The organism is Mameliella sp. CS4, from assembly GCF_019392335.1.
GTDB lineage: Bacteria > Pseudomonadota > Alphaproteobacteria > Rhodobacterales > Rhodobacteraceae > Antarctobacter.
In genome coordinates this window covers 412,419-433,373 of sequence record NZ_JAHXRQ010000002.1, presented here as the reverse complement: position 1 = coordinate 433,373, position 20,955 = coordinate 412,419, and the positions used below count along the sequence as shown (strand labels likewise).

Sequence of the window (20,955 nt, the reverse complement as noted above, 5' to 3'; positions counted from 1 at the left end):
CCTGCACCGAATTGATGAAATCCTGGCTCACCTTGGCCTTGTCGTGACCGTAGGGCAGCAGGTGCTCACCCGGAATGCCCAGACCGTCGCCAATCTCCTGGATCGGTTTCTTGTTGGCCTCGCGGGCGATTTCGATATCCGTTTTATGTGCCATGTTAAGTCCCTGTGGGTTGGAGCTTGGATTACTCGGCTGCGGTTTTTGCCAAGGCCTCGACCCTCACGGCCGAGAACTTGAACTCCGGGATCTTGCCGTAGGGGTCGATCGCCGGGTTGGTCAGGACGTTCGCCGCCGCCTCGACGTAGGCGAAGGGGACGAAAACCATGTCCTCGGACACGGCGCGGTCGGCCCGCGCCATGATCTCGATGCTGCCCCGCCGGGTGGTCAGGCGGATCATCTCGCCCGGTGTCACGCCAAGCGAGCGCAGCGTTCTGGGGTGCAACGAACAGTTCGCTTCGGGTTCCACCGCGTCCAGGACACTGGCGCGTCGTGTCATCGACCCGGTGTGCCAGTGTTCCAGTTGGCGGCCCGTGGTCATGATCATAGGGTAGGCCGCGTCCGGCGCCTCATCCGGCGGAATGACCGCGGCGGGGGTGAACTTTGCCCGGCCTTCGGGGCGCGGGAAACCGTCGCCAAAGACCACCGCCTGCCCCGGATCGGTCGGGCTGAGCGAAGGATAGGTCACGGTTTCGGTTTCCAGCCGGTCCCAGGTGATGTTGTCCAGTGACGTCATCACCAGCTTCATCTCTGCAAAGACCTCGGAAACGTCGGAATACTCCCAGGGCAGGCCAAGGCGCTGCGCCAGCTCTACGGTGATCGCCCAGTCCTCGCGCGCCTCGCCCGGAGGGGCCACTGCCGGGCGCACGCGCTGCACTTGCCGGTTGGTGTTGCTGACGGTGCCGTTCTTTTCATAGAGCGCCGAGGCGGGCAGGATCACATCGGCGAAGTTGGCCGTCTCGGTCAAGAAGATGTCCTGCACCACCAGGTGTTCCAGCTTGGCAAAGGCCTCGCGGGCGTGGTCCACGTCCGGGTCGGACATGGCCGGGTTTTCACCCTGGATATACATGCCCTTGATGTTGCCCGCGTAGACCTGATCGACGATCTCGGTCACGGTCAGGCCCTTCTTGTTGGACCAATCCTCGTCCCGGCCCCAGACGCCAAAGATGTCTTCCCGAACCGCGTCATCCTCGACCGAGCGATAGTCGGGCACGAACATCGGGATCAGGCCCGCATCAGAGGCGCCCTGCACGTTGTTCTGACCGCGCAGCGGGTGCAGGCCGGTTCCCGGACGACCGACATGGCCGGTCATCAGCGCCAGGCTGATGAGGCAACGCGAGTTGTCGGTGCCGTGGATGTGCTGGCTGACGCCCATGCCCCAGAAGATCATCCCCGCCTTGGCACCGGCAAAGGTGCGGGCCACGTCGCGGATCACGTCCGGCGCAATACCGCAGATCGCCTCCATCGCCTCGGGGGTGAAGGCCTTGAGGTGTTCTTTCTCGGCCTCCCAGTTCTCGGTGAAGGCCTCGATGTACTGCTGGTCGTAAAGCCCCTCTTCGACGATCACGTTCATGATCGCGTTCAGCAGGCTGACATCGGCCCCCGGGCGGAACTGCACCATCTGGTAGGCATGGCGTTTCAGCCCCTGCCCGCGCGGGTCCATCACGATCAGCTTGCCGCCGCGCTTTGCGAACTGCTTGAAATAGGTCGCGGCGACGGGGTGATTTTCCAGCGGGTTGGCGCCGATGATGATTGCAACGTCCGCGTTCTCGACCTCATTGAAGGTGGCCGTCACGGCGCCGGACCCGACGTTTTCGATCAGGGCCGAAACAGAGGAGGCGTGGCACAGCCGCGTGCAGTGGTCGACGTTGTTGTGCTTGAAACCCTGCCGGATCAGCTTCTGGAACAGGTAGGCCTCTTCGTTGGTGCACTTGGCGCTGCCGAAGCCCGCCACCGACTGCCCGCCATGCGCCTGTCGCAGATTGGCCAGACCACCGGCGGCGGCCTGCATCGCCTCTTCCCACGAGGCTTCGCGGAAATGGGTCATCAGGTTGCCGGGATCGACGTTCAGACCCTTGGGCGGCGCATCCTCTCGGCGGATCAGCGGTTTGGTCAGCCGGTGCGGGTGGTGGATGTAGTCGAAACCAAAGCGGCCCTTGACGCAAAGGCGGCCCTCGTTCGCAGGACCGTTGATGCCCTCGACGTATTTGACCTTGCCGTCCTTGACCTTGAGCGAGACCTTGCAGCCGACGCCACAGAAGGGGCAGACGCTTTCGGTTTCGCTGTCATAGTCCGCGCTGTCGCCATGCTGAGCCTCGTCGACCACGGTTGAGGGCATCAAGGCGCCGGTCGGGCAGGCCTGAACGCATTCACCGCAGGCCACGCAGGTCGAGGCCCCCATCGGGTCGGCGAAATCGAAGGTCGGATAGGCATCGTGGCCACGCCCGGCCATGCCGATCACGTCGTTGACCTGCACTTCGCGGCAGGCCCGCACGCAAAGACCGCATTGGATACAGGCATCCAGGTTGACGCTCATCGCGACGTGGCTGTCGTCCAGCAGCGGGATGCGGCCCTCTTCGAGCTTGGGAAAGCGGCTTGCGTCGACACCGTTGATGTCCGCCATTTCCCAGAGATGCGATGACCGGTCATGCGCCTCTTCGCGCACAGGCTGGTCCGCCACCAGCAGTTCCATGACCAGGCTGCGGGCGCTTTCAGCGCGCGGCGTGGCGGTGTTGACCACCATGCCGTCTTGCGGCTCGCGGATGCAGGAGGCGGCCAGCGTGCGCTCGCCCTCGATCTCGACCATGCAGGCGCGGCAGTTGCCATCGGGGCGATAGCCCGGCGCGGGCTTGTGGCAGAGGTGCGGGATCTTCAGACCGCGGCCATTGGCCACTTCCCAGATCGTCATCCCCTTTTCGGCGGTGACGTCCTGGCCGTCCAGCTTGAAGGTGATTGTCTCGCTCATCGCTCAGACCTCGTCGGGAAAATGCTTGATTGTCAGGCGGATCGGGTTCGGGGCGGCCTGTCCAAGGCCGCAGATCGAGGCATCGACCATCGTCTGGCTCAGTTCTTCGAGCAGGCTCTGGTCCCAGCGGTCGGCCTGCATCAGCTTGACCGCCTTCTCACAGCCCGCGCGGCAGGGGGTGCACTGGCCACAGCTTTCGTCCTCGAAGAACCGCAGCATGTTCAGCGCCGCGTCCCGTGCACTGTCCTTGTCCGACAGGACAACAACGGCAGCAGACCCGATGAACGAGCCGTGCGGCTGCAGTGTATCGAAATCCAGCGGCACATCGTTCAGCGAGGCGGGCAACAGGCCGGAGGACGGACCGCCGGGCTGGTACGCTTTGAAGCTGTGCCCATCCAGCATGCCACCAGCCGCCTCGATGATGTCGGTGATGGCCGACCCGGCGGGCAAAAGGTGGACACCGGGATTTTTCACACGGCCGGAGACCGAGTAGCTGCGCAGCCCCTTGCGGCCGTTCTTTTCGACAGAGTTCAGAACCTCCGGCCCTTCGCGCAGGATTCGGGCCACCCACTTCAGGGTCTCGACGTTGTGAACCAGGGTCGGCCGATCAAAGACACCGACCTGGGCGACAAAGGGCGGACGGTGGCGCGGGATGCCGCGCTTGCCCTCGATCGATTCGATCATCGCGCTTTCTTCGCCGCAGATATAGGCGCCCGCGCCGCGGCGCAGGTCGATACATCCGGGCGCGACAATGCCCGCCTCTTCCAGCGCCGCGATTTCGCGGCGGAGGATTTCCAGCACGGCGGGGTATTCGTCGCGCATGTAGATGAAACAGGTCTCGGCCTCGACGGCCCAGGCCGCGATCAGCATCCCCTCGAGGAACAGATGCGGCGTGCGCTCAAGGTAATAGCGGTCCTTGAAGGTCCCCGGTTCGCCCTCGTCCCCGTTGACCGCCAGATAGCGCGGCCCCGGGTTGGCGCGCACGAAACCCCACTTCTTGCCCGAGGGGAAACCCGCGCCGCCGAGACCGCGCAGACCGGCGGACAGGACCTTGTCCTGCACCGCTTCCCAGTCGCCGCCCTCGCGCAACTCGGCCAGCGCCTTGTAGCCACCGTCAGCCCGGTAGGCGTCCAGCGTCTGGTAGTCGGGAACGTGGGCGTGGGTTTCGCCTTCGGCAATCGCCGCCTTCACCTTTTCCGGCGTGGCGTGATCGATGTGGTTGTGCCCCAGTTCCAGAACCGGGGCCGTGTCGCAGCGCCCCATGCAGGGCGCCCGCAGCACACGAACCTCAGCCGGGTCCATGCCCTCTTCCAGAGCTGCGCGTAGCTGTTCCGCACCCGCCAGTTCGCAGGACAGTGAATCGCAGACGCGGATCGTCAGCGCGGGCGGCGGGGTTTCGTTTTCCTTGATGACGTCGAAATGCGCATAAAAGGTCGCGACCTCGTAGACCTCGGCCATGCTCAGGCGCATTTCCTCGGCCAGCGCGCGCAGATGCCGGGCCGAAAGATGCCCAAAGCTGTCCTGAATCCGGTGCAGATGCTCGATCAGCAGGTCACGCCGACGCGGCGCATCCCCCAGAAGAGAGCGAACCTCGGCCAGCGCTTCGTCATCGTACTGACGGCCTTTCGGCGTGTGGCGCCCTTTGCCTCGGCCTGTCTTCCAGATACCCACGTCATCGAGCGACATGATCCACGATCCTCTCGGTTTTTAGACCTTCAATACTTTCCCAATAATCAATTTATTTTACCCACGGTCAACACCAAATTTTGGTTGCGGAGGGATTCGGGCACTGCAAACGAGGATTGAGTAGCGCCATTCGCACGACAGATCCGGGCGGTGCGGGCATCGTTCCGAAAGGGGCGCCTCCCCAGAGAAATCATAGATTTTACGTTCTGAATCAGACGCATGGTCCAAGGTCTTGGGCTTGTCGGGACAACACAACCCGCCCGTTCCGTCTCCATCTTCCGAAGCCTGCCCAGGTCAGCAGCAGCCTTGGAACGGCGACAGAGACGGGTCGATCCGCAGCGCCGTCTCGACAATGCCAGTGAAATTCCGGGACACGTCCCGATGTAGCGGCTGTGCCCCCACCTACACCGGTAGGAATGGCCGCCCCTGCCGCGCGATCACAGGGGAAAACGCCCCGTTGTCCGCAATTCGAACCCGCCGGGAATCAGGCTGGAGAATCGACTTGGCCCCGACATCGCGGACAGGCCGGGCGATACCAGTCTCCGGGCTTGTGCGCTGACCGGATCAACTGGGCCAGTCCACCAGCTCCGCCTCGATCTGGCCGCGCAAGGCGTTGCACATCCGCAAACCCGTAGCGGTCCGCAGGTCTTCCGGCGTCACGCTCCCGACCCGCAGCTGGCCCGTGGACAGCAGGTGCGCCCGCATGACACCGGGCAATACCCCGTCCGACAGTGGCGGCGTCACCCAGTGATCACCTTGCCGGACAGTCACGTTGGTAATCGTCCCCTCGCAGACATGCCCTTTCTCATTGAGAAAGATCGCCTCGTCCACGCCTTCGGGAAGAGCCGCGCGCACATCATCGTAGAGCCGCCGGCGGGTGGATTTCACCTGCAACCAGGGGTCTGTCGACTCGAGCGTTTCTGGCGCGATGGCAATGCGCCAGATCCCGGCAGGCGGTGGCAGGGGCGCGGTGGTCGTCTCGATTCGCCCATCGCCGCGCAACAGAACACGCACCCGCAAAGGCCCCTCTCCGGCTATCTCTGCCAGGGCAGCGTCAAACGACCCGGGATCGAAATGAAACCCCAGCTTGCGAGCCGAAAGGCACATCCTGTCACGGTGCCGACGCGCCAGAGTCACGCCCTGCCCCGGCTGCCACAGCATGGTTTCGATCAGGCCGGTTCCTGCTGGAACGTCGCGAAACGGCTCTTCCACAGCGCCTCCTCGTATTCACTGTCTGCGCGGCTGTCCCAGACAAGGCCGCCGCCGACATTCAGCACCGCCTTGCCCTTCTCGACCAGCAGGGTCCGGATCGCCACGTTGAATTCCGATCGACCGTCCGGCGCGGCCCAGCCGATGGCCCCGCAATAGGCCTCGCGCGGGGCCGTCTCCAGATCGCTGATGACTTCCATCGCGCGGATCTTGGGCGCGCCGGTGATCGACCCGCAAGGAAACAGAGCCCGAAAGATGTCGGACAGTTCGGTCCCGGGCGCCAGCCGCGCCTCGATCTGGCTGACCATCTGGTGCACGGTCTCGTAGGTTTCCACCTTGAACAGTTCCGGCACCGACACGGTTCCAGGCAGCGCGACGCGCGACAGGTCATTGCGCAAGAGATCCACGATCATGAGATTTTCGGCCAGGGTCTTTTCGTCTGCGGCCAGCCAACCGCGCAGGTCCGCGTCCTCTTTTGACGTTCGGCCTCGTGGCGCGGTTCCCTTCATCGGGCGCGTCGCGATGCGGCCAGTCCCGTCGACACGGAAAAACAACTCGGGCGAGCGCGACAGAATGGCCGGACCGTCCGTCTGCAAGATCAGCGCACCGTGCGACACCGGCTGACGGGCTGCAAGCGCACCATAGAGCCCCCGCAGATCACCGGAAAACGGAGCGCAAAGCGGGAAGGTCAGGTTCGCCTGGTAGATATCCCCGGAACCGATCCAGTCGTGAACCTGCGCGAAGGCACTTGCATACCGTGCGGCATCCCAACCGGGCTGGAAGGCCCCCAGGCTAAAATCTCCTGCCGCAGACGCTGGCGCCGGTCCGGGGGCCGGATAGACGCCGAAGCACAAAAGCGGCATGCGCCGCATGTCCGGCATCCGTTCGGCAAGGCGCGGTTCCAGCGCATAGCCAAGTTCATAGCTGGCATAGCCGGCCAGCCAATGGCCCGCGTTGCGCGCAGCATCCAGGTCTACCAGTGCGGCCGGCACGTCCTCTGCCCAGTCGGCACGGATCAGGCGTGACGGCTGTGCAAATTCTGCCGCCGCAACGCCGGGGCCAAAATCGAACCGTATTTGCATCGCGCGCCCTGCCCGGAAGACCCATTGTCAGAGTCGGGAGCGTTACAACAGGAACGCCCTTGGTTCAATTTGTTTCACCCAAGGGAAATCCGACCAGAGCTGTAACGGCAGGAAAGCGCTGTCGTCATCGGTTGTTTTGAAGGGCCTTGGTTTTGGACCTGTCCCGCTTTCGTGCCGCCCCAAGTGCTCGTTTTGGCCACCTTCCGTTCGAAGGCAACGGGGCTTTTCCAGCCCGATGCAGAGTCTCGGCGTCGGGGATTGTAGAAACCGTTGACGTATTCGAAGATCGCCGTTTCGGCCTGCCGCGTTTCCCATGACCAGCGCCGGATCAACCCGGCCTTGAGGGGCCTGAAGGCCGTTTCAACAGCGGCGATGGCATGGCAATTGCCTTTTCCGCTCATCAATACTTTGAAGCCATGCTGGCGCAGTAGTTTCCGATAGTCATGCAAGCAATATCGGCCGCCTCTGTCCGTGTGGTGAAAGCGCGAGACGGTCGAGGATTTGAAGACTGGGCTCAAGGAACCCCGGTCCTCCGTTCTCAACGAGGCCGAGGAGGCACTGGTTGTTGCCTTTCGGCGCCACATGCTCTTCCCGCTGAACGACTGTCTCTATGCCCTGCAGCCCTCGACCTGGGAGTTTCTGGAGCACGTGCTTGAGCCCCGGCATCATGTCCGGCGAAGCGTGCGTTCTTCCGGTTCAGTGCAATGGGGCGGATTGTCCGTTCCACGGCATTGCTGTCCAGCTCGACCCGTCCATCGGTCAGGAACAGACAGAGGCCGTCCCAGTATTTGGCGATGTATTCCAGCGCCTCGCCCAAGGGCGATTTCGACGCGACACGGGCACGGTGATGGTTGAGCCCTGCTTCCAGCTCGGCGGTGATCGGTGCGGAGTGTTCCTGTCTCGCGGCGTGGCAGGCCACAGGATCACTGCCCCGGATTTCGGCCTCGATGCGATAGAGTTCGCCGATGCGCTTCACCCCACCTTCGGCAATCGGCGCAGAACCGGTGCGGGTGATCTCGACCAGTTTTCGACGCGCGTGAGCCCGGCAATAGGCCAGCCGCATTTCGGGACCGACGCGGTCGGGCGCGATCAGCCGGTTGTCGCCAGCATAGCCATCCATTGCCCGGCAGGCGATTTGCAAAGCAAATCTGCTGGGAGGGGACCCGCAGGATGCCGCCGAAGCGGTCCAGTATCCGTTCGGCATGGCCGCCGCCACGACCCGGCGCATAGGTGAAGGCCACGCCCGGCGGGTCATCTCCGCCCCATGGCCGGTCGTCGCGAGCCAGCGCCCAGAAGTAACCGGTCTTGGTCTTGCGCCGCCCAGGATCCAGCACCGGGGCCCGGGTCTCGTCTGTTCCCCGGCAGGCGATTGCGAAGCAATCTGCCGAGAGGGCATGAACAGCTTGGTCGACCGCTTCAGGTCAGCGATCAGCACATCGAAGACAGGGCACAGTTCGAAGGCCACCCGCCCGACCCAGTCGGCCAGGGGTGAGCGGTCGAGGTCGATGCCTTGGCGGCTGTAGATCTGCGCCTGCCTATACAGGGGCAAGTGATCGGCATACTCGCTGACCAGCACATGCGCGATGGTTGCCTCGGTCGGCAACCCGCCGGGGATCAGGCGTGCCGGCGCCGGAGCCTGCACCACACCATCGATGCAGGAGCGGCAGGCATATTTGGGACGGCAATGTCATCGGGAAGGTCGGCGGCGGACAACGTGGCTACCGTCTACCAGAACCAGCCGCCCATGCTTCCGCAAAGCACCTTCCGAGTCATCTGCCGCAGCTATTCGACGGCCTCCGGGGTCCGTGCCGAGATTGCCCGGACACGGCGCCAGTCGAGGCCGGCAAACAGCGCCTCGAACTGGGCATGGCTGAGCGTCATCAGCCCGTCCCGGATGGCAGGCCAGGTGACGCTGTGCTCCTCCAGGCGTTTGCAGGCCATGATCCGCCCGGGACCGCCCCAATAGAGCAGCTTCAGCCGATCCGCCCGCTTTGCGCGGAACACGAAGACGGTCCCGGTAAAGGGGGCCTTGCGCAGCTCGGTCTTCACCAGCGCCGCCAGCCCGTCATGCCCCTTGCGGAAATCGACCGGTTTCGTCGCCACCAGGATCCGCACCCGGTTCGACGGGAAGATCATGCCGGTCCTGTCAGCGCACGCGCGACCGCCGCGATCCGTTCCGCCGGGGCGCCGGTCTCGAGGCCGATCGTCACCGGCCCCATGATGATCTCGGGCCCGGCAGTTGCCGCGGCAGGCCCGGACGGCTCGGGATCGGAAACCACCAGCCCGGCAAATTGCATCTCCTCCTCCGGGGCGGGCAGCACGAGCTTGCCTTGTCGCGCCATCGTCCGCCACGACGACAAATGGTTCGCCTTCAGGCCATGCCGGGCAGCAACTTCGTTGACCGTGGCACCAGGCGCCAGCGTCTCCGCCACGATCCGCGCCTTCACCTCATTCGGTCACTTGCGACTGCGGCGGACACCGCGCCGGCCAGTGAGAACCTCCAACGTAGTCTCCACGGAGAAACTCCCTCTCGTTCATCCTCCAACAAGCCGATCTCAGATCAACAAGGCGACAGAAAGGTGGAAGCGGAACAGCGGTTACGATTGCTCTGCCTGTCCCGAGCGAAGTCACGTCAAGAAAATTGCGCACCGCCCGCTCTGGTGGCAGCGTCCACTTGTGCCGCTGCGCATCGGATTTCTTGAGGTGGCGGGTCTTGGTCAGTTCGGATTACTCATTCAGAACCTCGGGTAGCGTCGGCATGACCTTTGGCACGGTGCCCAGCACCGCGCCGGTGACGGCAGGCGAGGCGGTCAGACGGCCATGTTCGGCAAGGGTGAGCATACGGTTGACCAGAATGGTGATATCGCCCGCCGTCAGGTCTTCGACGGGGTGGAAGGAAATGCCCCGGGCCTGTGCGAGCTTCCGCTCGGTCTTGCAATGCCTGCGGGCGCTGCCCGAGTCCCCTGCGGGCATTGCCTCCCATTCGGCGAGCCGCGCCGCCTTGACCCTGGCCTTTTGAAGGCTGTCCGTGTGCAGCGCCTGCCGCACCTGACTGACCGGCTTGCCATTGGCGCCGCACACCAGCCCGGCAAAGCGTTTGGGGACACGTTTGACCCTGCAATACCGGCCCCGGTCGTTCACGATGCCCACAGAATTCACCTCACCGGCCAGCCAGCACTGACCGGGCGAGACTGTAGATCACCGACCCCATGCAGCAGCGGTGATGCCAATGGCCGGGGTCATCGAAACCCAATCCCCAAGCCGCGGCCAGATCGACGGGCGCGGATTCGGCCCGCCGGAAAACTCCACGGAAGCTTTGGCCATCTGATCGGGAAACGATATAATTCGGGCAGCCATATCCCCACGCAATGTTGCGGTTTTTGTTGCCGGAAATGGTGCGGGATTGTCGGCGTGCAGCCAATACGGGCATCGCAAACGGTCCCGTAATCCGATGAAACCGTTGAAAAAGAAAAAGCCCCGCCAGTTTGGCAGGGCTTTAATCTTGGCTGGGGTGGTAGGATTCGAACCTACGGTACGCGGTACCAAAAACCGTTGCCTTACCACTTGGCTACACCCCAACCGTGGCGCGCTACTTACGATGAGGTTTCAGCGGGATCAAGACCAAAGTTTCAGGAATTTCACTTGCCCGCCATCTGCGCCGGACCACCCTCTGCTGGGGCCTCTCCGAAGAAGTGGAACTGCGCGCGCCCCGCGCGTTTGGAAGCATAAAGCGCCATGTCTGCCTGCTCCAGCAACTCATCGGGATTGTCGATACCGCCGGTGCCGATAGCGATGCCGATACTGGCGGAAACGCGGCACACCTGCCTGTCGTAAGTCACAGGTTCCTCGATGCGGTGGACAAGATCAGCGGCAATTTCGCCAAGGCGTTCGGCTTGCATCAAACCGGCGAAAACAATCAGGAACTCGTCCCCGCCGACACGGAAGGCGGTATCCTCCTTGCGGATCACCTCTGTCATGATGCGCGCCACATGCCGCAACACGAGATCCCCGGCTGCATGCCCCAGGGTGTCGTTGACCTGTTTGAAGAAATCCAGGTCGATATGCATCAGGGAAAAGGGCTCTCGTCCGCGTTTGAATCGCTCCAGCACCGTGTCCAGCGCACGTCGGTTGCGCAACCCGGTCAGGGTATCCGTAAAGGCGCGCTCTTCGGCGGCGACCATCGCGCCCTGAAGCCGGGTGTTCAGGTTTCGGGAGGCATCCATGGCGGCGGATTTCGCCTCGACAAGGTAGAGCATCTCGACCGCGAGATCCGTGGGCGCAAAATCCGAACTGGTCAGGGCATAGTCGCGCACCGCGCTCATCACGTGGATGCCGAACGACAGGTTGACCACCGCGCCGCCCTGCCCGTCGGCCACCAGCACGCCATAAAGCTGCGTGCGAACACCACCGCGCAGCCGCAAACGGATCTTGCGGCCCTCGGTTTGCAGCAGCTGTTTCATGCAGGTCACGGCGCGGGGCCGAAAAACCTCGAACACCTCGAGGAAAGGTGCGCCTTCCAGCGGATCTGGGCTGATCTTGTGCAGGGTCGGACCGGCCTGGCGAATATGGCCCGAAGGCTCCAAAAGCAGGTGCATCGGGCAGATCAGGTGCAGGATTTCCTCGGGAAGCATGCTCATCCTTCGCCGCCCCCGCTGCCGCTGGCCGCCAGTTCGAATTCCCGACCCTCGGCATAGGCCGTTTCGATGACCGTCACCATCAGGTATTGTTCGCCTCGATGCCCGCTTTCGGTATCCAGCAGAACCAGCGCGCCGTAGTCATCGGCCATCGCCCGCAGGACCCCCATCATGACGTAGCCGAACCCGGGCAGGCCATCGCCCACCCGCAGCTTGAACTGGGTGCTGCCGTTGTCCGTCAATTCCAGCTCGGGCAGGACAAGGTCGGCGACCACCAGGCGAGCCCGGTCAGGAAGATCGTCCAGGGAATGCAGGAACTCGATGAAATCGACGCCACCAAAGCGCAACAGGCGGCGCAGGCCCTCACTGTTGGGATGCGAGACAAGGTAGGTGCCCACGTCCTCCCAGATCGCCTCGGCGGGCTTGTCCAGAACGGTTTCCGCCGCACCGATCAATGCGCTGTAGATTTCGGGCGCATAGTTCAGCATCGCCTCGAAGTCGGGCACCTCAAGGCCCGCCTTCGAGGCAATTTTGGCCCATATCCCGGGGCCATATGTATCCTCCACAAAGACCTGGAAGGTCCGCAGGATCAACCCATGCATCTTGCCATACCTCAACGCCTTGGTCAGAGCATGGCGGTCAGCGATTAAGAATCCGGAAACAGGTACAATTGCCCGGATTTCCGCAAGAGACCCCTGCGGCCCCAAACCCGGTCTCAGAAGTCCGTCGGCGCCCCGCCCTCTGCCTTGCGGCGCGCGACGAAGTCCTCCAGTTCCTCGCGGATCGCCACGTCCAGCGGTGGGGCCTCGAACTCGTCCATGATGCGTTTGAACAGCGTATGCGCGCGCTCGGCCGTCCAGACGGCGCCAGCCGCCTCCCAGGCCTCGAAGTTCTTCCAATCCGACAGGAAGGGTTGGTAAAAGGCGGTCTCGTAGCGTTCCTGCGTGTGATCGACCCCGAAGAAATGGCCATTGGGGCCCACTTCGCGGATCGTTTCCACCGCTAGCGCATCATCCGAGACATCGCAGATCTCGGGTTCGAGGTAGCGCTGGATCTGCTGCAGCACCTCGCAGTCCATGATGAATTTCTCGGGGCTGGCAACCAGCCCGCCCTCCAGCCAGCCAGCCGCGTGATAGACCATGTTCGTGCCCGACTGCACCGCCGCCCAGAGCGAATGCTCGGTCTCCCACATCGCCTGCCCGTCCGGCACGTTGGCCGCGCAGACCCCGGACGACCGCATCGGCAACCCGTAGAAACGCGCCATCTGGCCGGTCATCTGGGTGGCTCGCATGTACTCCGGGGTGCCGAAGGCCGGCGCCCCGGTCTTCATGTCGACGTTCGAGGTGAAGGTCCCGATCACGCAGGGAACACCAGGGTTGATGATCTGCGCCAGAACCACCGCCGCCAGCCCCTCGGCCAGCGATTGCGCCACAGCACCCGCCATCGTCACCGGCGCCATCGCACCGGCGAGCGTAAAGGGGGTTACCACCAGCCCCTGCCCGCGCCGTGCCATGCGCATCCAGCCGTCCATCATCGGATAATCGTGCTTCAGCGGCGAGGTGGAGTTGATGTTGGTGTACATCCTCGGAACCGCCTCGAACTCCTCGTGGCTGATGCCCTGGCTGATGCGGACCATCTCCATCACGTCCTCGACCCGCTCCTTGCCCAGCGAATAGGCGTGCATGACCTTGTCGGTCAGCGTCAGCTTGTCAAAGACGACGTCAAGGTGCCGCACGCTGGCATGGACATCCACCGGCTCAACCGGGTAACCGCCCGCGAAGTGGATGCAGTTGAAATACTGCGTCAGCTTGAGCAGGTTGGCGCATTGCTGACGCGTGCCGGAAACCTTCTTGCCGATCTCCAGGTCATAGTAGTTTGGCGGTGACGAAACGTTGCCGAACAGGATATGCCCGTCACCGATCGTCAGGCGGCGGTCCGGGTTGCGCGGCATGAGTGTAAACTTCGCCGGGGCCTTGGCGACCAGCTCCATGACCATGTCACGCCCGATGCGTACGTTCTCGCCCTGGACGGTGCAGCCCGCGGCGCGCAGGATCTCGACCGCTTCGGGGTGAAGGAACTCGATCCCGATTTCCTCGAGGATACGCATGGTCGCATGGTGCAGGCGTTCCACACCTTCCTCTGCCAGCGGTTCCGTCGGGCGATCGATGTTGACGGGCAGACGCCAGGGCATCTGTTCAACCGCCGCACCACCGCGGCGCCGGTTGCCCGCGCGCCCCCCGGTCCGGTGGCGTTTTCGGGCGGTCAGGGTAGCGTCAGCGGCATCCGGCATGGTGACTCTCCGTGTCTGGTGCCACCCATCACACAGCGCCAGCGACGCGCCTTCCTTCGCAAAACCGACGAAATTGGTCGCTTTCAGGTTCCGCGCGCAGAGAGCCAGTCCGGAAGATGCCCGATATCGGGCAGGACCACGTCGGCCATCGGCGCCAGCGTGTCCGCATCCGCCATGCCGGTCAGCACACCCGCCGTCCACATGCCGGCCGCGCGACCGGCGGCAAGGTCATGCAGGCTGTCGCCGACCATGACCACCTGGTCCGGCGCATGACCCATTGCCGTGGCAAAGGCCAGCAATGGACCGGGCGAAGGCTTGGCGCCATGGCCGCTGTCGGCCCCGGCGACGAAATCGAACATCCCCTCGATCCCGGCGGCACGCAGGTGCGCGCGCGCCACGGATTCGCTGTCGTTGGTCATCACACCCAGGCTGAGCCCACGTGCCGCCAGCCCAGCGAGATATGGCACCAGCGCCACGGCCTCGCTCAAGGGGGCCTCCGCCGCCTCGGCGATGATCAGCGATTCGAGCTCTTCGATCCCGCGTTCGGGCAGGATGGGTGCGATCAGTTCGGCCACCTCGCGGTTGGTTCCCGCAATCACCGGGCTGCCCGGCAGGAAACTGCCCGTCGCGAGATCGAACATCAAAGCGCGCGCCAACCCGTGCCGTCGCAGGTCATCCCCGTCGGCAAGCCTCAGGATCAGGCGCGCAGCGAAGGCGTTCCAGGTTTCTGCAAAATCGAAAAGGGTGCCATCCTTGTCGAAGAGCACCGCCTCGATCGCGGTAAATGTCATGTCCAGTGCACCGTTTCCCCGCCCGGCAGGGCCATCCGCGCGGCCATAGGGTCCTGCGGCCGAAGGCCTACTTCTTCGCAGAAGGCCATGACCCAGGCATCATCCATCAGGAGGAAATCAAGCACCGATCCCTGAAAGACCGGGTCTTGCAATCCCTCTCGAAAGTCCTCCTGCGAGGCCCCGGTCGCGCCCAGGAAGACCGGCAGCAACTCGTCATTTCCGGCCAGCCAGGCCACCGCTTGCAAGCCGACGGTTTCGGCGGCTTCCCGCGACAGATCCATTTTGATCTCTCTCCGAAAGGGTTTCTTAACCAATAGTCATCAAAGCTGAGCGGAAAGAAAAGTGCAAGCGCGGCTGACTGCGGCTAACCTGCATATGCGGGGGTATCGAAAGATGACCGGAAGGATATTGATAGTGGATTCGGTTCCAACGAACCGCATCATCCTGCGTGTCAAACTATCCGCCGCCTACTACGATGTGATTCAGGCCGACAGAGGCGGCACCGCACTGGCCTTGCTGCGAAAACTCTCGCCGGATCTGGTGATTACCGCCGCCGACCTGCCCGACATGACCGGCCTCGCGCTCTGCGCGGAAATCAACAAGTTGCCGACCAGCGTGCGCATTCCCGTGGTGATCCTGCATGGCGCGGACAATCCCGGCGAACGACTGGCCTCGCTTGCGGCGGGCGCCGACGATGTGCTGACCCGGCCTGTCGACGACCTCGTGATGCTGGCACGGCTGCGTTCTCTTCTGCGCGCCCGGGACGCAGAGGCAGAGCTGCAGTTGCGCGACGACACACAGCGCGCCCTTGGCCTCGCCGAACATGGGTCTGCTTTTGTGACGCCGGGCCTTGTCCGCCTGGTCTCTCCTCCGAACCTGCCCGAGACGAAGGCCCTGAGCGAAGGGCTGGCCGCACGCATTCCCGACCGGATCGAGGTGGTCGACCCCGAGGATGCGCTGCGCGAGCACGCCCGTGCACCGGATGTCGTTGTTGTCGCCGAAGCGCCGGGCAGCTCCGGCGAGGCTCTGACGCTGCTGCCGCAACTGCGCGCCAGCCGTCACACCCGCCATTCTGCGTTGATCTACATTGCCCAGCCCAACCAGCAACGCGAGGCCGCCAGCGCGCTCGACATGGGGGCGAACGACCTGCTCAGCTCGGGTCTGGACCTCGACGAACTGGCCATCCGGCTGAAAAAACAGATCGAACGCAAGCGCACCAACGACCGGCTGCGCGCCAACATGCGCGACGGGCTGCGCGCGGCCGTCTGCGACCCACTCACCGGGCTCTACAACCGTCGCTACGCGGTGCCGCATCTGTCGCGGCTGGCAGACCGGGCGGCGGGGCAGAAACGCCCCTATGCCCTGTTGCTGGCGGATCTCGATTTCTTCAAGCAGGTCAATGACAGCCACGGTCACGGTGCCGGGGACGCGGTCCTTGTCACTCTGGCCCAGCGGCTAAAGGACAACCTGCGCGCCGCCGATCTGATCTCGCGCTGGGGAGGCGAAGAGTTCCTGGTCGCCATGCCCGACACCGACCGCACCGCCGCCAAGCGCACCGCGGAACGGCTCTGCCGGATCATGTCGCGGCACCCCGTGACCCTGCCCGACGGCAAGCAACTGACCGTCACGCTGTCGATCGGCGTTGCGGTCGGCCGCCCCGGCCACGACTCCAGCCCGCTGGAGCTGATCGAACGCGCGGACGAGGCGCTTTACGCGGCCAAGCACAAGGGCCGCAACACGGTGGTGATGGCGGACACGGTCCGGGCTCTGCCGACGCGAGGGGCCACGCCGCTGGCCAAACCGCTTTCTGCAAAGGACGACAAGGAAGCCGAGGCGCGGCGCGCCGGACTGACCTGACGAAAACGCGCCGCGCTCAGTCGCGCGGCGGTTTCGGCGCGTGGTGTCCTTCCCCGCCGTTGTCCCGTCCATGACCTCGGTTGCGCATCCGCTCAAGCTCGGCTTCGAGCCGGTCGGCGTAGGCGCGACGCTGCTCCGGGGTCATCTCGACCAGGTAATTCATCAGGACTTCCTGACCGCGCATCCTCACTTCGGCGCCGCGGGCCGCCTGGTCCGCCAGCAGCGCGGCCAGGGCGGCATGGTCGAACGGGTCCTGCCGCAACAGGTCCAGGCCACGCTGGTAGTCCGCAAGATATCCTGCCCGCATGGCACCGGCATCCTTGCGCATTGCCCGCCACAGCCCACGGCGCAACTCGCGCCGCTGATCCTCGTCGAAGGCGCGCGTGTAGGGCAACACCGGGTCACTGCGGTCACCACGCAGCGCCGGCGGCCCGTTGAGGAACAGACCCACCGCCGCGCCAATCACCAGCAGGTTGAGCGCCAGCGACACAAACAGCAGGACACGCAGCCAACGCCCGGGACGGGCCGTGATTTCCTTGTCCGACGCCATTGCCTACCCTTCCATCAACGCAAGGTCGAACCCGCTCAGCGGATCGACACCCAGAGTGCCCAGCCCGGCGGCATCGCCCCCCCAGAAGACCGACAGGCTGTCCGGCGAGCTGATCCCGATCAGGATCCCCGCCGCGCAGGCGGTCGCCAGCCCGGTCACGCCGACCCAGCCGCCCAGCGCCTCGCGCAATTGGGCCAACCGGCCCGGCCTGCGCGACGGGAGCACAGGTATCGGGGCCGCAGAGCGCGGCTGCTCGGCCAGCGCCTGCGCCTCGATCCGGGCCAGGAAATCACCGCCGAGTTGCGGCGGTTCGGCGCGCGCCGCGGCGAAAAACAGCCCCAGCGCATCGTCGTCCTGCCCGTCCAAGGGCAGAAAGGAATCGTCCCGATTATCCTTGCGCTCAGTCATCGTCTTCATATCCCAGTTCTGCGCGGCGCCCGATCAGCGCCGCCTCCAATGCCCGTTTGCCCCGCGCCACCAGACTCTCGACCGCGCGTGGCCCGATGTCCATGATTTCGGCAATCTCGGGGTTGGGCAGCCCCTCGATATGGCGCAGGATCACCGCCTGCCGCTGCCGCTCTGGCAAGGTGTCCAGCGCCCCCTGCAGCGCCTCGGCCCGCGCCCGCTGCTGCAGGCCCTCTGCCGCCGAGGGGGCCTCGTCCACAGGTTCGGGCACCGAGTCGAGATCCGTCCCGCCGCGCCGCCGCCGGATGCGGTCGATGCAGAGGTTCGCCGTCACACGGTACAGCCAGGTCGAGACCTTGGCCTCACCCCTCCGCCAACCCGGCGCCGCCCGCCACAGCCGCAAGAGCGCTTCCTGCGCCACATCCTCGGCCTCGGCCCGGTCGCCGCCCAGCATGCGCATGGCGTGCGAGAAGACACGCGGCGCAAGGCGCTGGGTCAGAACCCGCGCCGCGCTGGCGTCGCCGGCGGCGTAATCCGCCAGCAGGTCTTCGTCGGCTGCCGCACTCATGGCTTCGAAAGGCATGTCCCGTCCATCGTTCCGCGCTATCCCGGCAGATCGCCGTGTGCAACGGTCCGGGCGGCGGCACGCGCCGCCCGGTCACTTCACTCAGCTGTCGTCCGACATGTCCGGGCTGCCAAAGAACGGAAAGCCCATGCCGCCGTGATGACCATGGCCCCCACGGTAGCCGTGCGCGCGGTCCTTGTGGCCAAAGCGGGGCATGCCGCCGCGCTGGAACGCACCGCGCGACTTTTCGATCTCTTCCAGCGTCAGCGCGCCATCGTCATCCGCGTCCATGCGGTCGAACATGTCTTGGGGCGCGCGCCGGGCCGGGCCCGCGGCCAGTTCATCGGCGCTCAGCAGGCCATCGCCATCTTGGTCCAGCCTCTCGACCATCGCCTGCATCCGCGCGGCGCGACGGGCATCGCGGGCCGCCGTGATCTCGTCGCGCGACAGCTTGCCGTCACCATCCGTGTCCGCAGCCTCGAACCGTGCGGTCTTGAAAGACTCGAACTCTTCCTTTGTCACCTTGCCGTCGCCATCGGCGTCGATCTCGGCGAACATCTCCTGCATGAAGGCGCCGCGCGGCCCGCGGTCGCCAAAGCCCATACCTTTGGCCGAGGCCACACCAGCGGTGCCCAGCGCCACAACCATTGCGCCCGTGATCCAGAGTGCAGTCGTTTTCATTTCCTTGTCCTTCCAGAGTTAGTCTCGGGTGTCCAAGCCGCCCGCTCTCCGGGCGTCTCTGCAGGCTATCACGGCCCAACGATGCTTTTCCGTCGCAAAAAATGCCGCTCTCCCTTCACGCTGCCGTGATCTGTGACATCCGGACGCAATGACGTTATGCACCCTTCCGCCGCGCTTCCGCCGCCCCCATTCTGAAAGGCGGAAACGTTGAAAACCGAGATGGACGACATGCCGGACACTCCGGAAAAAGATACCCTGTGGCCGACGCTCTGGCGGGGCTGGAGACGACGCTGCCCCAACTGCGGCAATGGCCCGCTGTTGTCGGGCTACCTGACCGTGCGCGATCATTGCCCGGTCTGCCGCCAGGAATTGCATCACCACCGGGCGGACGATGGCCCGGCATACCTGACGATCCTGATCGTCGGGCACCTGATGGCGCCCTTGCTGCTCTTTGTCTTTACCACCTGGCGCCCCGAGCCGCTGGTCCTGTTCACGATCTTTGGCGTTGGCTGCGTCGCGCTCTCGCTCTATCTTCTGCCCCGATTGAAAGGGGCGATCGTGGCCTTCCAGTGGGCACGCGGGATGCATGGTTTTGCGCCCCCAAGCTGAGGGACGCAGATGACTGAAACGACGACCAAGACGATCGACAAGACCGCGATCCGTGATGCGGCCACGGTGGTTGTCCTGCGTGACAGGGCCACGCGCCCGCGCGTCCTGATGGGACAGCGCGGCGCAAAGGCCGCTTTCATGCCCAACAAGTTCGTCTTTCCCGGCGGCGCGGTGGATGCACAGGATGCGCAGATCCCGCTGGCCAGGGCTTTGCCGCCGCTCTGCGCCGCACGGTTGAGCGAGGATGCCACGCCCGACATGGCCCGCGCGCTGGCCGTGGCCGCCGTGCGAGAGCTGTGGGAGGAAACCGGCCAGATCCTTGGCGTTCCGGCCCCCTGGCCCGATTCGATCCCCGAGGACTGGCTGGAGTTCGCCGGCACCGGGCACCGGCCCTCGGCCGAGCCGCTGCAATTCATCTTTCGTGCCATCACCCCTCCGGGACGGCCGCGCCGCTTCGATGCACGTTTCTTCCTGCTCGACGCGGACGAACTCGCCTCGGACCCGGATGATTTCGACGCCGCCGCCGATGAGCTGTCGCACCTGCAGTGGATCGCCGTGGACGAGATCCGCAACTATGACATGCCTTTCATCACAGAGGTTGTGCTGGCAGAGGTCGCGGCACGTGCAACGGACCAAACACCTCCCGATTCCGTCCCCTTTTTCCGAAACGACGATGAGGAAAGCCTGTTCCTGCGCCTGCACGGCACGGAAATGCGCGACTGACGCGCCGCCACTGGCCCTCGGCCACGGCGCATCGTAAGTGTTGGCCATGTTGAACACGCTTTCTTACGGCACACCGGGCGGCACGCCCCTTGTCATCGTCCACGGGCTCTATGGCTCGGGGCGCAACTGGGGTGTGATCGCCAAGCGCCTGTCCGACCGTTGGCACGTGCTGACGCCGGACATGCGCAACCACGGCGACAGCCCCCGGACCGAAACCCACAGTTATCCAGATCTGGCCGGGGACCTGGCAGAGCTGATCGACGCCCACGGCGGCCGCGCGCATGTGGTCGGCCATTCGATGGGCGGCAAGGCGGCGATGGTCCTGGCGCTGCAACATCCGGAGAAACTGGCCTCTCTCCTGGTCGCCGACATCGCGCCCGTTGCCTATACCCACAGCCAGATCCAGTTCATCGAAGCCATGCGTGCGGTTGACCTGTCCCGGGTCGAGAAACGCTCGGACGCGGTAGAGCAGCTCGCGCAGACTATCGATGACAAAACCCTGCAGAGTTTCTTTACCCAGTCTCTGGACGTGCAGAACAAGCGGTGGAAGTTGAACCTGGACACGCTGGCCTGGGAAATGCCCAGGATCCTCGGCTTTCCCGAGATCGAGGGGCGCTACGAGGGGCCGACCCTATTCCTGTCGGGCGGTCAGTCCGACTATGTGCAGGCCGAACACCGCCCGCGCATTCGCGACCTTTTCCCCAAGGCACGGTTTGCCAAGATCCCCAAGGCGGGGCATTGGCTGCACGCCGAGGACCCGCGTGGGTTCGAGGCGTCGGTGCGGGCTTTCGTGGATCACGTCGAAGGGTAGCCGGCTCACGACAGTTTCACGATTCCCGAAACTGCGGCATTTCCTTCCGAAAACAGACGATTGCCCCGTGGACAGGGCATGCCCTTGGGGCAATCTGTTGCC

21 protein-coding genes, 1 tRNA gene and 3 pseudogenes are annotated in these 20,955 nt (G+C 64.6%); 5 read left to right on the top strand and 20 right to left on the bottom strand.

Going from position 1 to position 20,955, the window contains the following annotated elements; translation table 11 throughout:
* The 6 genes and pseudogenes from KZZ07_RS05500 to KZZ07_RS05475 all read right to left on the bottom strand — a co-directional run.
* Positions 1-154: formate--tetrahydrofolate ligase (locus tag KZZ07_RS05500; protein WP_219512780.1), on the bottom strand; the 154-nt coding region annotated here is incomplete at its 3' end.
* A 28-nt stretch (positions 155-182) separates the two neighbouring features.
* Positions 183-2,960 carry a formate dehydrogenase subunit alpha gene (fdhF, locus tag KZZ07_RS05495; RefSeq protein ID WP_219512752.1) on the bottom strand — a complete coding sequence of 926 codons (2,778 nt, stop codon included), beginning with the start codon at positions 2,958-2,960 and terminating at the stop codon, positions 183-185.
* Positions 2,961-2,963: 3 nt separating this feature from the next.
* Positions 2,964-4,646, bottom strand: a complete 1,683-nt coding sequence (locus KZZ07_RS05490) for an NAD(P)H-dependent oxidoreductase subunit E (protein WP_219512751.1) — start codon at positions 4,644-4,646, stop codon at positions 2,964-2,966.
* Between the two features lie 564 nt (positions 4,647-5,210).
* Entirely contained in the window at positions 5,211-5,858 is a 648-nt protein-coding gene (locus KZZ07_RS05485) for an aminotransferase class IV family protein (RefSeq protein ID WP_219512749.1), read from the bottom strand.
* Positions 5,816-6,937, bottom strand: coding sequence for an aminodeoxychorismate synthase component I (locus tag KZZ07_RS05480; RefSeq protein WP_219512747.1), 1,122 nt, complete (start codon positions 6,935-6,937; stop codon positions 5,816-5,818). The genes KZZ07_RS05485 and KZZ07_RS05480 overlap by 43 nt, the downstream gene beginning before the upstream one ends.
* Positions 6,938-7,131: 194 nt before the next feature.
* Positions 7,132-7,419, bottom strand: a pseudogene (locus KZZ07_RS05475) (IS3 family transposase); the annotation flags it as partial.
* Between KZZ07_RS05475 and KZZ07_RS27595 the strand changes: the two are divergent.
* A pseudogene (locus KZZ07_RS27595) lies at positions 7,418-7,564 on the top strand (IS481 family transposase); the annotation flags it as partial. The pseudogenes KZZ07_RS05475 and KZZ07_RS27595 sit on opposite strands and share 2 nt — an antisense overlap.
* 25 nt (positions 7,565-7,589) lie before the next feature.
* Here the strand turns inward: KZZ07_RS27595 and tnpC are convergent.
* The 10 genes and pseudogenes from tnpC to KZZ07_RS05425 form a co-directional block, all read right to left on the bottom strand.
* Positions 7,590-8,618: pseudogene (gene tnpC, locus KZZ07_RS05470) on the bottom strand (IS66 family transposase); the annotation flags it as partial.
* A 101-nt stretch (positions 8,619-8,719) separates the two neighbouring features.
* The gene (gene tnpB, locus KZZ07_RS05465; protein ID WP_219512745.1) at positions 8,720-9,073 is read right to left on the bottom strand and encodes an IS66 family insertion sequence element accessory protein TnpB; all 354 of its coding nucleotides are present in this window, start codon (positions 9,071-9,073) and stop codon (positions 8,720-8,722) included.
* Positions 9,070-9,384 carry a transposase gene (locus KZZ07_RS05460; RefSeq protein ID WP_370631073.1) on the bottom strand — a complete coding sequence of 105 codons (315 nt, stop codon included), beginning with the start codon at positions 9,382-9,384 and terminating at the stop codon, positions 9,070-9,072. Before KZZ07_RS05460 ends, tnpB begins: the two co-directional genes overlap by 4 nt.
* A 280-nt stretch (positions 9,385-9,664) precedes the next feature.
* Positions 9,665-10,087 (bottom strand): hypothetical protein, encoded by a 423-nt coding sequence (locus KZZ07_RS05455; protein WP_219512743.1) that lies wholly within the window; start codon positions 10,085-10,087, stop codon positions 9,665-9,667.
* A 353-nt stretch (positions 10,088-10,440) separates the two neighbouring features.
* Positions 10,441-10,515 (bottom strand) — tRNA-Gln (locus tag KZZ07_RS05450).
* Positions 10,516-10,575: 60 nt separating this feature from the next.
* Entirely contained in the window at positions 10,576-11,574 is a 999-nt protein-coding gene (locus KZZ07_RS05445; RefSeq protein WP_219512741.1) for a GGDEF domain-containing protein, read from the bottom strand.
* Positions 11,571-12,173: a heme NO-binding domain-containing protein gene (locus KZZ07_RS05440; RefSeq protein WP_219512739.1), complete on the bottom strand. Its 603-nt coding sequence runs from the start codon at positions 12,171-12,173 to the stop codon at positions 11,571-11,573. The genes KZZ07_RS05445 and KZZ07_RS05440 overlap by 4 nt, the downstream gene beginning before the upstream one ends.
* Positions 12,174-12,286: 113 nt before the next feature.
* The gene (locus tag KZZ07_RS05435; RefSeq protein ID WP_219512738.1) at positions 12,287-13,861 is read right to left on the bottom strand and encodes a trimethylamine methyltransferase family protein; all 1,575 of its coding nucleotides are present in this window, start codon (positions 13,859-13,861) and stop codon (positions 12,287-12,289) included.
* A gap of 83 nt (positions 13,862-13,944) precedes the next feature.
* Complete coding sequence (locus tag KZZ07_RS05430; protein ID WP_219512737.1) at positions 13,945-14,652, bottom strand: HAD family hydrolase; 708 nt, start codon at positions 14,650-14,652, stop codon at positions 13,945-13,947.
* Positions 14,649-14,933 (bottom strand): DUF3572 domain-containing protein, encoded by a 285-nt coding sequence (locus tag KZZ07_RS05425; protein WP_219512736.1) that lies wholly within the window; start codon positions 14,931-14,933, stop codon positions 14,649-14,651. Before KZZ07_RS05425 ends, KZZ07_RS05430 begins: the two co-directional genes overlap by 4 nt.
* 133 nt (positions 14,934-15,066) lie before the next feature.
* On the opposite strand from KZZ07_RS05425, the gene KZZ07_RS05420 reads away from it, so the two are divergent.
* Positions 15,067-16,509 (top strand): diguanylate cyclase, encoded by a 1,443-nt coding sequence (locus KZZ07_RS05420; RefSeq protein WP_370631072.1) that lies wholly within the window; start codon positions 15,067-15,069, stop codon positions 16,507-16,509.
* A gap of 16 nt (positions 16,510-16,525) precedes the next feature.
* On the opposite strand, the gene KZZ07_RS05415 is transcribed toward KZZ07_RS05420, so the two are convergent.
* From KZZ07_RS05415 to KZZ07_RS05400, 4 genes are all read right to left on the bottom strand, one after another.
* The gene (locus tag KZZ07_RS05415) at positions 16,526-17,059 is read right to left on the bottom strand and encodes a periplasmic heavy metal sensor (protein ID WP_219512734.1); all 534 of its coding nucleotides are present in this window, start codon (positions 17,057-17,059) and stop codon (positions 16,526-16,528) included.
* 3 nt (positions 17,060-17,062) lie between these two features.
* On the bottom strand, positions 17,063-17,467 hold the full coding sequence (locus KZZ07_RS05410) for a hypothetical protein (RefSeq protein WP_219512733.1): 405 nt from the start codon (positions 17,465-17,467) through the stop codon (positions 17,063-17,065).
* On the bottom strand, positions 17,460-18,047 hold the full coding sequence (locus KZZ07_RS05405; protein WP_219512732.1) for an RNA polymerase sigma factor: 588 nt from the start codon (positions 18,045-18,047) through the stop codon (positions 17,460-17,462). The genes KZZ07_RS05410 and KZZ07_RS05405 overlap by 8 nt, the downstream gene beginning before the upstream one ends.
* Before the next feature lie 84 nt (positions 18,048-18,131).
* Positions 18,132-18,710 (bottom strand): EF-hand domain-containing protein, encoded by a 579-nt coding sequence (locus KZZ07_RS05400; protein ID WP_219512731.1) that lies wholly within the window; start codon positions 18,708-18,710, stop codon positions 18,132-18,134.
* Between the two features lie 219 nt (positions 18,711-18,929).
* On the opposite strand from KZZ07_RS05400, the gene KZZ07_RS05395 reads away from it, so the two are divergent.
* From KZZ07_RS05395 to KZZ07_RS05385, 3 genes are read left to right on the top strand one after another with little or no spacing between them, the layout of a single operon-like run.
* Positions 18,930-19,319, top strand: coding sequence for a DUF983 domain-containing protein (locus KZZ07_RS05395; RefSeq protein WP_219512778.1), 390 nt, complete (start codon positions 18,930-18,932; stop codon positions 19,317-19,319).
* 9 nt (positions 19,320-19,328) lie between these two features.
* The gene (locus KZZ07_RS05390) at positions 19,329-20,042 is read left to right on the top strand and encodes an NUDIX hydrolase (protein WP_219512730.1); all 714 of its coding nucleotides are present in this window, start codon (positions 19,329-19,331) and stop codon (positions 20,040-20,042) included.
* A gap of 46 nt (positions 20,043-20,088) precedes the next feature.
* Complete coding sequence (locus KZZ07_RS05385) at positions 20,089-20,853, top strand: alpha/beta fold hydrolase (RefSeq protein ID WP_219512729.1); 765 nt, start codon at positions 20,089-20,091, stop codon at positions 20,851-20,853.
* Positions 20,854-20,955: the final 102 nt, after the last annotated feature.